The organism is Mucilaginibacter sp. CAU 1740 (assembly GCF_039839285.1).
In the GTDB taxonomy this organism is placed as follows: domain Bacteria; phylum Bacteroidota; class Bacteroidia; order Sphingobacteriales; family Sphingobacteriaceae; genus Mucilaginibacter.
Genome location: NZ_JBDOQS010000016.1, coordinates 176609 through 192740 on the forward strand (window position 1 = coordinate 176609; position 16132 = coordinate 192740).

Here is a 16132-nt window from a genome sequence, read left to right on the forward strand (position 1 = left end):
AATTACATTATCATGAAATCGAAACATTATCTATATACAGGGATTGTTTTAGTAGGAATGGGTACGATGGTATCTTGTAAAAAATCATTCCTTGAACTTGACCCTAAAGGACAATTTTTAGAGTCCAACTATTACTCTACCCCCGATGAGGCACTTACCGCGGTTGTAGCGGCTTATGACCCATTGGTTACTGAAACCGGCGGTATTGATAACACCTATTCAAACCCGCTTGGCGCGCTTAACTCTGCATCTGATGATTGTTATGCAGGTGGCGGTAGCTCGTCTGATATGCCAACCTGGCAAGCCATCAACAACTATACGCTTACCCCGGCCTTAGGCCCGCATAATGAGTTTTGGGCAATTAACTTTCAGGGTGTTAACCGTACCGACGTATTGCTTGCAAACCTGCCAAAAGCGGTTGGTTTAAGCGCCGATGTGTTGAAACGTTACACAGCCGAAGGACAGTTTTTACGCGCGCATTATTATTTTGACCTGGTAAGGTTATTTAAAAATGTACCGCTTATTTTAAACACCCTTACTATTCAAAACGTGTACGACCAGCCACAGGCAACTCCCGAAGCTGTTTACGCGCAAATTGAACTTGACCTTAAAGCCGCTATAGCCGGCTTGCCAACCACTGTACCGGTTACTGAAGGTGGCAGGGTTACCCAAGGTGCTGCTAAAGCGTTATTAGGTAAAGTTTACCTGTACGAGAAAAAATGGGCAGATGCGGCCGCGATGTTGAAGGATGTTAATACCAATTACGGCTACAAGCTATTGCCTAATTTTGGCGATGTATTTAGCCCGAAAAATAAGTTTAACAGCGAATCGATATTTGAACTGGTACACTCAGGTTCACAAAGCTATACATGGAGCAACTGGAACCAATTTAAATCGAATATCTACACGCAAATGATCGGCCCGCGTAGCTATACCGGCCCGATATATTACGGTGGTGGTTATGGTTTTAACCCTCTTACAACTCAGCTGGTAACCGCGTTAAAAGGTGATCCGCGTTATGGTTATACTGTTGCCAATATTGATAGCTTAAGTAAAGCTACCAATACAACCTATTCGCCAAGCTACCAAAACACAGGTTATTTCATCCAGAAATATGCCCCTATCCTTGCCAATAAGGTAACAACAGGTACAACCGATTTGAACTGGCCTAATGATTACATCGAGATCCGTTTGGCCGACACTTACCTGATGGAGGCCGAAGCGCAGTTGAATGGCGGTGGCGATCAGTCGCGCGCGCAAACTTTGCTTGATGCTGTTCGCAGCCGTGTTGGCTTACCTTCAAAACCGGCTACCCTGCAAAATATTTATGATGAGCGCAGGCTGGAACTGGCTACCGAAGGCCACCGTTGGTTTGACCTTGTACGTTGGGGACAAGCGCCAACCGCACTTGCATCAAAAGGCTTTAAAGCAGGTGTGAACGAGATTTTACCTATCCCGTTAAACGAAACACTTAACGGTACCAAGCTTAAACAAAACCCAGGCTATTAATACGCCAAACATTTTATAACAAAAGGCTGTCATGTTACATGGCAGCCTTTTGTGTTTATATAGAGAGGGATGATATTGCCTTTTATTACCGGATATGTTTAAGCAACGCACCTTGTTTTTGGCTTTATTGTTATTGGTACCACTAAGCTTTATGCTGGTGCAATGTTTTAGCGATAAACCGCAGGATCCCCGCGCCGAGATCTTTGCCGGATCTGCAAGTTGTGTTAAATGCCACAAGGATGTTTATGACAGCTACCTGCATACCGCGCATTACCTAAGTTCAAAACCAACTTCTCCGGATGATGTGCATGGTAGTTTTAATGTCGATAACAGCATTAAATATGCAGATGGAACTGTTGTAAAAATGGAGAAGCGGAATGGTGGCTTATACCAGGTTACTTACGCTAATAATAAAGAGACGGCTGCCCACCGGATGGATATTACCTTCGGTGTAAATAAAGCCCAAACCTATATGTACTGGCAGGGTGCACAATTGTTCGAGTTGCCGGTATCTTATTACGATAAAGTGCATGGCTGGGCCGGAAGTCCGGGATACGATGGTAAAACCCCCGATTTTAACAGGCCGATATTGCAACGTTGTTTTGAGTGCCATAGCTCATTTATCAGGCAGGCATCCCAACAAAATGTCGATTTTCAAAACCGCAAGATTGAGTTTGAGCCTGCTTCCATTATTTACGGTATCGACTGCGAACGCTGCCATGGCCCTGCCGCAAACCACGTAAACTATCACGAAGCTTACCCCGACGAAAAACAGCCGAAATATATTACCCGCTTTGCCTCATTAACACGTGCTCAGAAAATGGATGCCTGCGGGGTTTGCCATTCCAGCAGTAAACAGGCATTCCAGGTATCAACCTTTAAGTTTAAAATGGGCGATACATTGGCCCGATTTAAAGAGCCGGACTATTTAAACACCCAAACCAATAACGCCTCGCTTGATGTACATGGCAACCAGAACGGTTTACTAACCGCCAGCAAATGCTTTATGATGAGCAATATGGATTGCAGTACCTGCCACAATACGCATGTAAACAACAGTGCAAACCTTGCGCTGTATTCGCAAAAGTGCATGAGTTGCCATAACGATGCTAACCATAATATTTGCAAGGTAGCGCCAAAGCTGAGCGCACTGATGAAAAACAATTGTATTGATTGCCACATGCCGCTTAAGCCATCAAACACCATCTCGGTAAACGATACCGCAGGGAATAAAAACTCACTGTATCTGGTACGTACTCACCGCATCGCAATTTATCCGGAAGAATCGAAAAAGATATTGGCTTTTGTGAACGGGAAGCAGGATGGCAAATAGTCAATTTATCCCAGATAATGCTTAATGACAATTAAACAAACACAATCATATTCAATAAATTGCGAGTAATAAATAAAAGCGTTAGCCTCTGAAGGGTATATGACATTTGGCGGGCGGGCCTGTCACTCTGAGCTTGTCGAAGAGTCGTGCGCAGAGGCCTACCCACCATGCTTCGACAAGCTCAGCATGACCCACTTTTTAATTATGTCATGGGTACGCTGCAACATCTGAAAGAAATATGGCATTTTACCATTTGTCATGCTGAGGCACGAAGCATCTTCTTCGCCCTGTGTAGCGGCCATGCTTGTTGAAGAAGATCCTTCGCTATCGCTCAGGATGACAACCATTTTTAAACCTTTACCCGTGCGGATTGATTTCCAGCCAAATCAATTGCATTCACACTCAATCCACTCCCCTTCTCCACCACAAAATAATTCAACGGTGTAAAGCCAATACGCTTACCATCCCGATAAATATTATATCCCAACACGCGTTTATTATCTGTACTCGACTGCCATTTCAAAATACCATTTACCAACTTCACTTGTTTAGGTGCAGATGGTGGCGTTTTATCGGGATCAAGCTGCATTACGCAATTCATTAAAGCCCGGAAAGTATGGTAAGTTCCCTTCCAGATCTGGCCTTTTAGCGCCATTTTGTATTGAGGCTGTTTGTCTAAGCCGCCCTGGTACCAATCGCCGTGTTCATGATCAATAAGGTAGGTTTGCGTGTACTGCCACAAGGTTTTAAGCTTATTAAAGTACTGATGCTTATCCTGCGGATAACGTGCTGCCATAATGAGCAGGGTGTTCAGGCCTTCTGCCTGCGCCCACCAGTTTTTGGTATCTTCGGTAATGGTAACGCCGGGTTTATCTTTAAAGTAGTAACCCTCATCGTAAAACCCGCCGACTTTGTTATCCCAACCATGCTCCAAAGCATCATCTACCATCTTTTTGCCTATCTGCAGGGTTTTGCTATCGTTTTCCAAGCCTAAAGCATGCGAAGCTTCGAGCATTAAATACGCGGTCTCTACATTATGCCCGTATGAGATATGATCAAGCGAGTGATGCTTTTTATACACCACTAAACTTGAATCGCGGTATGATACCGGTGTCCAGTCGGGTTTAAAAAACAATGTCAGGTTTCCGTGGCTGTCGGTGATCTTATCGCGGACAAGCAACAGCATTTCGGCAAGGCGGGTTTTGAGCAGCTTATCTGGCCAAACACCGTACAGCTCGGTAAATGATTCGAGCAGGTGGATAGATGAGTTTTGATCTTTATAACCTGTTTCGGCGGTTGTTTTTACTGTTGAATCGCGCATTATCGGAGTGCCATCAATTTGCATATGCTGGTAGTAGCCTTTATAAACAGGATCATGCGCGTGTTTTTCCAGCCACCAAAAACCTTGTTTGGCCAGGTTAAGCGCACTGGTATCGCCCGAAGCTTGATAGTAAGCTGCCAAAGCATAAATAGCGAAGGAGTTACCATAGGCTTCTTTCGCCGCGAAGCCGCCTTGTTTGGGATTACCTTGCTTATCGGTAAAAGTATAAAAGCCGCCATATTGCTTATCCCAAAGCTTATCGCGCAGAAATTCAAAACCATGGCGGGCACCTTCCAGGTAATATTTTTTATCGGGGAAAAGTTCCGCGGCCTTGCTATTGCTCCATACATGGCGGGCCTGGGTCACTATCATTTTATCCTGGTTGCCTGTCGGTTTAAAATCGTAAGTAAAAGCGCTTAAAAAACCACCGTCGGCGGTATCGATGGCTGCAGGGTACCAGGGTTTAAGCAATTCGCCAACCATGGAGGTTTGCATTTGGTGGGCTATTTTCTGCTTTTCAGTGCGATTGGTTTGGGCCGATGCAATTATGCAATTGCCTATTAAAGCCGAAAGCAAAATGATCTTTAATTTCATACGCTTACTTTTTATTTAAAACATGATCGGCCGCTAAAACCAGGAACAGGTAATCGGTTGTACCTCCACCTAAAACGTATTCCCCTTGTTGCCACAAATAAGGCCAGTTCAGCAACTCCGGAAAATCCGGACGGATCAACGCAGTGCCCGAAGTTATCCCGCCTGGAATATATGATCTATCTGCCCTGTTAAACCCATAAGCCGTAGTCATCGACCGTGAACCCACGCCCGATACAAACGATGCAGTATTTGATCCCGGATGACAACCCAACACAAAATCAATAGCGTTCAGCATATAGGTACCACTAAACACCGATGGGAAGCCGGCATACAGAAAATATTGCTTGTAGCCAAAGTTTTGAATACCCCAGCCAGCGCCCCAAATATTGGGTTCGTAAGGCACACCATAAGGTGTTTTTTTACCTTGCTCCTGTATTTTGGCGTAAAGCTTTTTAACGGCTTCGGTTATTTTAGCGTGATAATTTGCATCGTTAATAAGCGGCATTGTACGGCCTACCAGCCAGCCTGTATTATCAATACTGTTAGCTATCGCATCAGTATTGTTCAGCAAATAATCAGAGTAGGTTTTATCTTTTGTGGTGATGAACAGTTCAACAGCTAAGGCTATCCGGTGGCGTAAAGTTTGATCAGGTGTGTTTTTCCAGACCTCCTTTGCTATCTGCAAACACTGACTTGAAAGCGTGTCATTATATCCCATCATTACGCGGCTGGCGGCAGCAAGGGATGCGGCGGTTTCTAACGAGCGGCCGGGATTATCTTCGGTAAATACCCAACGGTCATCGGCGGCGGCAGGCGTTTTAAGTATAGGGTCGATATTAGTTGCTTTGGTTACAAAAGGCTTGTTATCGGTAATGTTAGCTGCATCGCCTAAAATAGTGTACTGCCTGATGGTTGGTTCAATAACTCCGCGGTAAAAACGGCCCATAGCCTGGTAACCGCCGGTAATGGCCAGCAAGCCGTGCTCAATTTGTTGCAGCATATCAGGTTTGCCATCGGGCTGGTGGATCTCTACAGTATGATTTTTTTGATCGATAGTGGTGTTATCGTACTTCACATCAAAAGCCTCATAAGCCAGGGTAAGCCCATGCACTGTCTCGGCTTGTGATTCAACCCTGAGGTCGAAATCACCGGCATCGTGCCAGGCTCCCCGGTCAAGAAAAGGCACATTATCGCCCGGTTTATATTTATTAAGGGTGCTATGCCCTTGTATGTAACCGTCGAAATGATTTGAGTCGATAGGTGCCATGCGGGCATCATCCATGTGGCATAAGCCATGCCATACCCGGTATTTTTCGTTAACACGCATGTGGCACATCTGGATAGGCAAAAAGTATGATAAAGTAGGCTGCCATACATCGTTTTTAAATACATCGGCACTGATCTGGAAAGGTTCGGTTTGGTAGTTGCCGTATTTAACCACGTACATGCCCGACCGGGTTATTTTTGTAAAATCGAATTGCAGATAATGGTATCTTAAAAAATCGCCCCAATTAGTTGGGATAACCTTTAAAGCGGTTTCTAATCCGCCTTTTTCATTGATGCGTAGTAGCGATACCGGCAGCACCCTCCTATCATTTTTATCCAGTTCAATAACCGCTATTTTCTGTTGTGCCGGATGATATCCTACCTGCGATACCTGTACCACCGGTTCAGATTGCCAGCCATCTACCGCGTTGGGCGTTACCAGCCACTCAATGGCATTTTTTGAAGCGCCTTTGGCTATTAATGAACGTACTACAAACCAGCCGTTGTTGTGCTTTGCCCGGCCATCCAATAATTGCAGGTTACCAGACGAAAGGTTTTGGATGGTCATCTGTTGCAGGGCGGTTTCCGGTGAAATGGTAAGGCTTTTGCCCTCCGCCATCGGTGTAACCTGTATCTCACCTTCTGCATCGGTATAAGTTTGCCCGTTAGCCTGCTGCGGAAAAATCCCGAACTGTTTATCCATATAATAGGATTTGCCAAACAAGATCCCCGGATATAGTTCGATATTAAAACCCATCTTGCCTATCCAGCCATCGGGCAGTGGCTTATCCAAATCAACAATAATTTTAAAAGCTTTGCCGACAGGCAGCACCCGGATATTATAGGCGAAGTTTAGATCCGGGTAAATAATAGGGTTAAAACCATGCCTGTTCATCTCAGGGTTTGGAAACTCCATTCGTACACTTACCTCCCCGGTAGCTCTGTTAACCACCCGCTTACCAACTTTGGGTGTGGGCGACCATTGCCCCGGCGTTGGTTCCAGCCGGATATCACCATTGGTAGCTACCCGCTGGCCGTTTTGGATCACTCCTACCCCTCCCTGGTGGCCTTCGGGGTAAAAATCATGCGCAAGCATTACGTTAACACCTTTATACTCCAGGTATTCCTGCGCGTTAAGTGTCATGGCATCCTTTTTCGAAGCTACCTGTGCATCAGAAAACTGGGTTAATAAACAGCATATAGCGATTGCCGCGAGGGAGGTAAATTTAGATTTCATCAGGATATTTTTAACCGTTGGATACGGGTGGTACTCAACGGTTAAAAATAGCGCCTACCCTTTGGCCAGGTATAATGAAATATTAACCTTTTATAGACTATTTCAGCATGGTAATAAGGCTTTTACAAAACCCGACACCTATGTTACCTCGCTAAAAACTCATTGATCAGTTTAAACTCTTTCTCCGGCTCTTCAACCTGCGGATTATGTCCCGATTTCTCGAAGATCACAAATTGGGCCTGCGGGCAATATTCTTTGTATTTAATTGCCATCCAAGGCACAGCTACCCTATCAAACCTGCCTGTTACTATAAGTACCGGCATTTTCAAATCTTTTAATTGTTTACGGTAGTCAAAATTGCCGATATCGCCACCTACTATAAAATCGCCATCTTTACCTACCATCTGGTAATAAACTTCGCTTTGATGCGAGTTTGGATAATACCTGCGTGTCCCGGCTTTGGGCTCAAAACGTGCCGGGTTGTAAGCATATAAAAAACCATAAGGCACTTCGCCATAAATAGCCTGGTGTTCCACATCGCTTGATATTGCGCCTTGCTCCCTTATCTTCATTAACCGCTCCCAAACTTCAGGGTAATTGGTTTTTATTTCGCGGTTGGAGTTGTCATCATTTTCCTGCCACATCACAAAGCTGTGAAAAGTATCGGCCAGTATTAAATGACTTAAATGAGCGGGGTATTTAATAGCATAGCCCTGTGCCACAACTCCACCATACGAGTGGCCCAAAACGGTGATCTTATCCAGTTTTAAAGCAACACGCAAGCCTTCAATATCATCAATATCGCGCGCCAAACTATATTCAGTAACATTTTTAGCCGAATCAGATTTACCACGGCCAAGCGCGTCAAAATAAATTAACTGGTGATGATTATTAGCCAGCGAATCAAAACTGCGTAAACCAACATGCGTGCCGCCGGGACCACCTGCAATAAATATTATAGGATCGCCCTCGCCTACGGTTACTACCCATAGCTTGGCGCTGTTAACGGTTATGTATTTGCCATCGGTAAAGCTATCTACCGGTTTGGTTTGGGCTTTAAGATTAACGGAGATAAACAGGGATACAATGGCAAGGAATAAATGCTTCATTCTTTTGAGGTAAAAATCGAAGGTAGTGATATTTAAAATTGACGGAAAGAAAGTTGTAAGCGAATATCACCATTCAGAAAGCAGTATTTATCCTGCCTCCTTTATAAAAAAACAGCGCCCCGGATCTCACCCCAGGGCGCTTCATAGTATTTAATTATACTATTCAACTAAATCTCAATTTATCATTGAGAATCGGTCTGTAAATTTTTCGTCTTAATTCACCCTTCTGAAGTCGATATTGGTGATCTTGATGCCACTGGTACCCAGACTTGAACCACCCGAACGCATCAACATATAAACAGTACCTGCAGTAGGGAATGTTACAATGTTGCCGCTACCAGCGCACGACATTGACGACAGCAAAGCGTTAAACGGCGATTTACCGCAACCATTCCAGGTGTTTAAGGCAATACGGGTACCGCCATCAGCATAATCGCTTGATTCTGAAGGTACACCTTTACCAACATAAACTTCAAACCAGCAATCGGTAGCGCCAGAGCCGGCTACGTTCATGTCAATTTTGTATTTTTTGTTGGCACGTACTTCAACAGCCTGTACAATACCTTGCTGGCCCCAGTTCCCACCGGTTGCCAATACGCTTCCATCGGCATTTACAGTAAAAGTTACACCATCACCACGGTGATAAATTTGCCATTTGGTATTATCTATCATGTTGGTTTTAGGGGTGATAGCATCAATCAAATCCTCAACGCTGAAATAAATAATAGCTTTATTCATGTCAGTATTAACCTCGCGGGTTGATGCATTGGCAATTTTGATACCCAACGCGGCAATTTTGCCCGCGTATTTTTCAAGGCTTGCAATTTTAATTTTCGGGGTGATAGTACCCTTCATAATGTTATTGTTCTTGCTTACGGTATCCTTTGCAGCCAGCGTAAAATCGGCCGGATCGAGGGCTACCGTGTTAGCAGGAAGTTTACCGGCAGTGATCAAACCTGCGATGGTGCTGTTATCGGCACTCACATCAACAGTAAGGGTTTCAAAATTTGATTCGCCCGCGCGGTAAACCGGGATCGAAAAGTTAACTGTACTGGCTGCGCTATCTACCTTAAGTGTGCTACCCGCCATCACATCAACCAAACCATCTGGCTTTTCGGCATCGGGAAGGTAAACTTTTACCGATGGGTTGGACTTTACACCGTTCATGTGCTCCTGTTTACAACCCGCAACTCCCAGCAGCAGGCAAGCTGCCGAAAGCGTTAGTAATGATGCATTAATTTTCATAAAAATACTTTTTATCTTATTAATTTAAATCATGTAAGTCCACTGCCTTTAACAGGGCAGTGGACCTGTTATTTTTACCAGCCCGGGTTTTGTGTCCAGCCTGTTTTTGAAATTTCTGCCTGTGGGATAGGGTACCAATCCATTTTTTGAGTAAACACCCTGTCTTCCAGTTTTTTCACGCTATAAACACCAGCACTTGTGATATCAATACGATTGGCCGGTTTGCTGAAATAGGTTGTACCTTTTTTCCATCTGCGCACATCCCATAAGCGGTTGTTTTCGAAGCTTAGCTCCACATTACGCTCATGTTCTATGGCGGTTTGGTTTAATTGTGCAGCAGTAAGAGCAGGCATGGTTGAACGTGCCCTAACCCTGTTGATAGCCTGTAACGCAGTCATCCCGTAACCTTGCGGATCGGCATCGGCACCATAAGCATTGTTCATAGCTTCGGCATAACCTAACAAGATATCCGCATACCTGAAATAGATCCATGAGTGAACTGTGGTGGTAGCGTTAACCAGATCGACAGATTGGTTAACCCATTTTGACAGGTAGTAGCCGGTTTTGGTAGCATTTTGCCTTGGCAAGCCACTGTTGCCCCCAAAAAAGGTTTCGATAGTGGTTGATTTAAATGAGGCACCGTTATACACTACTGTAGCTGCAAAACGAGGATCGCGATTTGCATAAGGAGCTGCAGCGTGGGCCGGGTTATTCCAATCAAACGGTACAGAACCTGTAATAGTTCCACCCGATTTGGTCAATACCTCAAAATCGTTAACCAGGTTTTCGGTAGGAGTTACGCTGTTACCGTTGGCGTTTTGAAATACGATAGGGAAGTTATTATACTCGATGTTGTTGGTAGCACCATAACGGCGGTAAAATATTACCTCACCAGATGTTGTGTTATTAGAACCAAACAGGTTTGAATAATTACCATCAAGCGAATAGCTGCCCAACGCGATCACATCATGCAAAGCAGAAGCAGCCATAGCCCAGGTAGTTGTTGAGCCGTTGCTTGTAAATAACGGACTTGCACCATACAACAACGCTTTTGCTTTTAAGGCTTTAATTGCACCCTGCGTAACACGACCGGCATCATACCATGAATATGAAGACAGGTTGGCCGGAATAATAGCGGCAGCTTTATCACACAATGAAGAGATGTATTTAACACACTCATCGACCGAATTACGCTGAACGTTTTTCCAGCTGGCCGCGTCGTTATAATCAAGCGGCTGCTCAAAAATTGGTACGCCGCCATAGCGTTTTACCAATTCAAAGTAAAAATAAGCTTTTAAAAACAGGGCCTCGCCTTCCATAAACTTCACATTGTTACGCGCGTTGAAGTAAGTGGTGGAATCTGTAGAGGTGATCTTATCTTTGATATAGTTGATATCAATGGTGCCTTTATTTTTCAGAAAAAGGTTTGCCTGACGGATACCATCGAAGTTTTTCGCCCAAACATCATCGGGATTAGTGTACTGGTTCCAGGTACCGTAGTTAAAGGTTTGCACCCTTTCTACCGAGTTTGTTGCTTCAGCTTCGTCGGTTGCCGCATCCAGATCCAGATCGGCAAAACCATCGGGCAGATAGCTATATGTGGTCCACATTTGCTGCTGTACGTAAGTATAGTTTGAGTACAGCTTATCTGTGGTAATGTCGGCCTTAATGGTTTGCACCTCCAGGTAATCATGTTTACATGATGAGTAAAGCACGGTACCCAGGGCCAGCATTGTTATGATATATCGATTTCTTTTCATTTCCTTGTAATCAAATTTTAATACTACAATTTCACTTTCATACCAAATGTTACCGCTTTTACCAAAGGATAGCCCATTGAAAGGCGCTCGGCCTCAAGGTTTTCTATCTTATCCCAGGTAAACAGGTTGGTGCCGTTCACAAATACCCTTACAGCGTCAATTTTCTTTAAGAAACCAACCTGAGGGATGGTGTAACCCAACTCAACACTACGCAGTTTCAGGAAATTACCGTTGCGCATCCAGAAATCAGACTGCTGATCATTATTCGGGTTTGCCAAAGTTGACAAGCGCGGCGAAGTAGCGGTATTTGCAGTTTGAGGAGTCCAGGCATTGTTCGAAAACTCAGAGATGTTATTGTTATACACGAACGGGTGGGTATAAGTGTAAGCATCATCCAACAGGCTCACAGTACGGTGTAGCACACCTTGCAGGTAAGCATCGAAATCAAAACCGGCGTATTTGAAACCAAGGTTAAAGCCTAAAGTAATTTCGGGCAGTTTGTTGTAATTCAATGGCACTTTATCATAATCGTTAATGATGCCGTTACCATCCTGATCTTTAAATTTCAGGTCGCCTGGTTTTACGTTGGTGTATGATGATGCAACTATACCTTGTTTAAGGGCACCGTTAGCATCAAAATCTGATTGCTGATAGAAGCCCTGATAAACCAAACCTTTCATCTGGCCAATTTCATAACCTTGGGTGTACAGGTAATTGTACGGCTGAGGGTTTTCAGAGCGTTTGGTTATTTTGTTACGAGCATAAGCTATTGAACCACCTAAGTAGTATTTAAACTTGCTGGCGTTTTGCTCATACCTTAATGAAGCCTCTAAACCTTTGTTCTGAACCTCGCCGGTGTTAGCATATTGCAGGTTAAAACCGGTATAATCAGGTACACTTGCCGATGGAATCTCGAGGATGCCTTTACGTTTTTCGGTAAACACATCTAAAGTACCCGACAGATTTTTCCACAAGGTGAAATCAACACCAATGTTTAAGGTTGTCTTTTTCTCCCATGCAAAATCAAGGTTAGCAAACGGGCCTTCAATTAAACCATTGTGGTAAGTGTTTCCGCTGCCGGTAAACCAACCATTTGCACCAGTAGCAAATTGCTGGTATAAAAAGCGGTAAGCCTCATTAATATTACCAACTGTACCGTATGATGCACGCAGTTTCAGGAAGTTGATGGTCTGGTTATCTTTCAGAAAATCTTCTTTAGATGCGATCCAGCCTAAACCTACTGCCGGGAACCAACCGTAACGGTGACCGGGAGCAAAATCGGCCGAGCCACTGTATGACCCTGAAAGGTCGATGATGTACTTTTTATCATAATCATAAGTTACGTTACCGGCAATACCCTGCGTACGCACCTGGTAAACAATACCATCGTGCGTATAACCTTGCCTGCGGGCCTGGATCATACCAGTGAAGGTTGATTTGCCAAAAGTACGGTCATAATCAAAACCCAACCTTACCGATGTACGGTTCCAGTGTGCGCCACCACCATCACTGCTTGATTGGCTGATAGGTGTTACCGGGGTTGCACCGTAAATGGCATTACCGTTGGCATCCTGACCGGTAATTTCGAAAGAGTTTACCGAGAATTGTTTTTGGTAGATACCAACATACTGATTAGCAAAAGATACTTCACCTTTTAAATCCAAACCTGGTGTTAACTTATCCAGCTTTTGCAAAAAGCTAAAATTGGTTTGCAGGTTACGGGTGTGTGATTGATAAACACCGTTTTGCTGTAACAACTGTACCGGGTTAAATTTATAAACCGAGCTGTTGCCCCATGTACCGTTAGGATTTTTAACCGGAAAGGCTGCAGCAGGGATAGCCATGATATTGTTAAATACATCTGAAGCTGTAAAACCAGACGGAGTATTCCTATCTTCAGTAATACCGCTGATGTTTGCCGTTACAACCAGGTTTTTATTAAGTTGCAACTCAATGTTTGCCCTTAAATTTAACTTGGTGTATTTTGCATTGGTACCAAAATCCTTATCAATAACATCGGCATTTTTGTACATACCTTCAAAGTTGGTATAGTTCATCAGCACAAAATATTTGGCTGTGTTATTACCACCACGGAAACCGAAGTTATAATCCTGGATAGCCGAAGTTTTTTTCAGCAACTGATCGTACCAATTCACATTGGGGTGGAAAGGATCATTAGCTGCTTTGTACAACTCAGGGTTGGCATATTTAATTGGCAAACCATCGTTGGTAAGCGCTGTGTTATAGTTTGTAGTATAGCCATAAGCATCCATCACCTTAGGCAGATCAATAGGGCTTAGTATCCCGTATTTACCGTTGATGAACACCTGTGTTTTTTCAGAAACTACACCTTTTTTAGTGCGGATGCTTAGCACACCTGCACCACCTTCCAAACCGTAAACAGCTAAGGCGGCGGCATCTTTCAATAAAGAAACCGATTCGATCTCATAAGCCGATAAGCCTGTAATAGCCCCCATATCAACCTGAAAACCATCCAAATAAATCAATACCTGGTTGCCCTGGATATTCCAGCTGCTTTGGCCACGCATGTAAAAAGTAGGGTTATCATAACCAGGCTCGCCAGATCCGGTTACCACGGTTAAACCCGGGATCCGGCCTTGCAGGGTATTGAGCAGGTTACCAGATGTCATACGGGTTAAGTCCTCGCCCGATAGGGTAAAAACCGCGCCTGTGTTGCGCCATGATTTCTGGATCCTTAAGCCACCATCAACCACATCCTTATATGAGCTATTCGCCTTTTTTATAGTATCAGCCGGTGTTGTCGTAGCAGTTTGGGCATTAACCGCCGAGTAACTGCAGAACGCAAGCATCCAGGCCAAAAAGTTTTTATAATCTTTTTTCATTGTTTCTCACTAATTGTTAATGTGTAAAAGCCTGTTACCAACCTGGGTTTTGTCCGTCCCAGTTACTGTTACCCAAATACCTTAAACTGATCTCGGTGCTTGGGAACGGAACGTAATAATACTTGGCAGGGAATACCCTTGTAACAAACGGCACGGTTGTCCATGTACGTTTCAATTGTCCGCCAACGTTCCTGGCAGTTGTCTGGATACCGTGTAAAACAGTATTCAAAACGGTTTTGGCTTTTAACCAGCGGTTCAGGTCGTTATAGCGGTGGCCTTCGTAAGCAAACTCAATAGTTTCTTCGTTTTGTACCGCGTCCCTGAAATCCTCAATAGTGGCCGGGTGTTTATCGGGCATACCGGCTCTTTCCCGTATTTTATTTAAGTAAGTTGCAGCATCAGCGCTCGGGCCCTGGTATTCGTTCAGTGCCTCGGCATAGCCCAGGTAAAACTCGGCTAAGCGGAAAACCGGCCATGCAAAATGATTATCTGTCATGTTATCAACACGGGCCACAAACTTGTAGGTTTCGGTAGCGTAACCGTCAACACCGGCATCGCTTGATGCAAGGCTGCCATCGGTGCTGTAATCACCTTTTTTGTAGTAAGCCAGGATACCACGCTGAGCGCTATAGTATTTACCATCATAAGCAATGGTTTGGTAAAAACGTGGATCAAGTTTCCAATCGGCAACATCAGCAGGTAAATCGGCACCGTTTGCAGGCATAGTCCATTTGGTACCATCACGTTTTTCGTATTGTTGGATAAACTCAATTGGTACGTTGTTTTTAACACCCCACTGAGCCAAACGCAGTTTTGATGACAGGTACTGGCCCCAGGCCGAACCATCGCCCCAACCGCCGTTAGCACCCGGAACCTGGTTTGAGGTATTTACAAGGATCAACTCCTGGTTAGCAAATACATTCCAAACCGACTCATAATCACCAAGCTTGTCATAAGTTTCGCCCGAGGTTTCGGCATGCCCTGTATTCAGGATCGAAACACCTCCGCCTGCTGCATTATCAATTACATCTTTAGCGGCTTTGGCAGCACGGTTCCAACGCTCTTTATCGTAACTGGCGTAAGCTAATACAGTATCGCGGCTATCATTAAATCTTACACCGGCAACATCACCTTTCATATTTGCAGGTGTGTTGTAAAGCGGGCTTGCTGCATATAACAGGATCCTTGCTTTTAATGCCAGGGCTGCCAATTTAGTAGCGCGACCAAAATCTGCCGAAGGACGTGTGGCAGGCAACATTGATGCTGCCTGATCGCACCATTTAACCACACTATCAACCACCGATTGTACCGAACTACGTGGAATGGCAATTTTCACGGTTCCATCAAGCGGTTTGTTTACGATGGGAACACCACCATAATACCTGAATAATTCGTAATGCTGTAAAGCGCGGCAAAATAAAGCCTGGCCTTTGGTATCGGTTTTCCATGCATTATCGGCATCAATAACTTTATCAATGTTTTTTAACACAAGGTTAGCCTGGCGGATACCTTTATAGTGCCAGTAAAAACCTGCACCGTTATCCTGACCGAAACCGTAATCGCAATTGTTATCGGCACTCATGTTACCGGTAATGTACGAGCCTGTGTTAATGGTATTTGAAGCCCAGTCATAAGCCGGGTGAATGATATAAAGCTGATCTGTTAATGCTTCAGGACGGCAGCCATCATACGTTTGCGGAAAATATCCCCTTACACATAACATATACATTTGCGCCACCGCATATTGCGCCTGGTTACGGGTATCAAAAATGGTATCAACCGTTACAGCACCCCCCTTAGGCTTTTCAAGAAAAGTTTTTTTACAGCTTGTTGAAAGCATACCGCCTATAAAACAAGCTACAAGCAGTATAATAATATTTGTTCTTTTCATCAT

Annotated in this window: 9 protein-coding genes; 2 read left to right on the plus strand and 7 right to left on the minus strand. The window is 44.3% G+C overall.

The window, feature by feature from the left end; genetic code table 11:
- The first annotated feature begins 12 nt into the window (after positions 1-12).
- A complete protein-coding gene (locus AAFN85_RS27875) occupies positions 13-1509 on the plus strand; it encodes a RagB/SusD family nutrient uptake outer membrane protein (protein ID WP_347531248.1) in 1497 nt (498 codons plus the stop codon).
- A 94-nt stretch (positions 1510-1603) separates the two neighbouring features.
- On the plus strand, positions 1604-2842 hold the full coding sequence (locus AAFN85_RS27880; RefSeq protein ID WP_347531249.1) for a cytochrome c3 family protein: 1239 nt from the start codon (positions 1604-1606) through the stop codon (positions 2840-2842).
- A gap of 349 nt (positions 2843-3191) precedes the next feature.
- On the opposite strand, the gene AAFN85_RS27885 is transcribed toward AAFN85_RS27880, so the two are convergent.
- The 7 genes from AAFN85_RS27885 to AAFN85_RS27915 form a co-directional block, all read right to left on the minus strand.
- The gene (locus tag AAFN85_RS27885) at positions 3192-4757 is read right to left on the minus strand and encodes an AGE family epimerase/isomerase (protein ID WP_347531250.1); all 1566 of its coding nucleotides are present in this window, start codon (positions 4755-4757) and stop codon (positions 3192-3194) included.
- 4 nt (positions 4758-4761) lie between these two features.
- Positions 4762-7260, minus strand: coding sequence for a glycoside hydrolase family 9 protein (locus AAFN85_RS27890; RefSeq protein ID WP_347531251.1), 2499 nt, complete (start codon positions 7258-7260; stop codon positions 4762-4764).
- 143 nt (positions 7261-7403) lie between these two features.
- On the minus strand, positions 7404-8369 hold the full coding sequence (locus tag AAFN85_RS27895) for an alpha/beta hydrolase (protein WP_347531252.1): 966 nt from the start codon (positions 8367-8369) through the stop codon (positions 7404-7406).
- A gap of 213 nt (positions 8370-8582) precedes the next feature.
- Positions 8583-9614, minus strand: a complete 1032-nt coding sequence (locus AAFN85_RS27900; RefSeq protein ID WP_347531253.1) for a DUF1735 domain-containing protein — start codon at positions 9612-9614, stop codon at positions 8583-8585.
- Positions 9615-9688: 74 nt separating this feature from the next.
- Positions 9689-11374, minus strand: coding sequence for a RagB/SusD family nutrient uptake outer membrane protein (locus tag AAFN85_RS27905; RefSeq protein ID WP_347531254.1), 1686 nt, complete (start codon positions 11372-11374; stop codon positions 9689-9691).
- A 23-nt stretch (positions 11375-11397) separates the two neighbouring features.
- Complete coding sequence (locus tag AAFN85_RS27910; protein WP_347531255.1) at positions 11398-14238, minus strand: SusC/RagA family TonB-linked outer membrane protein; 2841 nt, start codon at positions 14236-14238, stop codon at positions 11398-11400.
- 34 nt (positions 14239-14272) lie between these two features.
- Positions 14273-16132 (minus strand): RagB/SusD family nutrient uptake outer membrane protein, encoded by a 1860-nt coding sequence (locus tag AAFN85_RS27915; RefSeq protein WP_347531256.1) that lies wholly within the window; start codon positions 16130-16132, stop codon positions 14273-14275.

Excerpts from the sequence above, each read along its gene's own strand:
- AAFN85_RS27875 (WP_347531248.1), top strand. The coding sequence starts at position 13 with ATGAAATCGAAACATTATCTATATACAGGGATTGTTTTAGTAGGAATG.
- AAFN85_RS27880 (WP_347531249.1), top strand. The coding sequence starts at position 1,604 with ATGTTTAAGCAACGCACCTTGTTTTTGGCTTTATTGTTATTGGTACCA.
- AAFN85_RS27885 (WP_347531250.1), bottom strand. The coding sequence starts at position 4,757 with ATGAAATTAAAGATCATTTTGCTTTCGGCTTTAATAGGCAATTGCATA.
- AAFN85_RS27890 (WP_347531251.1), bottom strand. The coding sequence starts at position 7,260 with ATGAAATCTAAATTTACCTCCCTCGCGGCAATCGCTATATGCTGTTTA.
- AAFN85_RS27895 (WP_347531252.1), bottom strand. The coding sequence starts at position 8,369 with ATGAAGCATTTATTCCTTGCCATTGTATCCCTGTTTATCTCCGTTAAT.
- AAFN85_RS27900 (WP_347531253.1), bottom strand. The coding sequence starts at position 9,614 with ATGAAAATTAATGCATCATTACTAACGCTTTCGGCAGCTTGCCTGCTG.
- AAFN85_RS27905 (WP_347531254.1), bottom strand. The coding sequence starts at position 11,374 with ATGAAAAGAAATCGATATATCATAACAATGCTGGCCCTGGGTACCGTG.
- AAFN85_RS27910 (WP_347531255.1), bottom strand. The coding sequence starts at position 14,238 with ATGAAAAAAGATTATAAAAACTTTTTGGCCTGGATGCTTGCGTTCTGC.
- AAFN85_RS27915 (WP_347531256.1), bottom strand. The coding sequence starts at position 16,132 with ATGATGAAAAGAACAAATATTATTATACTGCTTGTAGCTTGTTTTATA.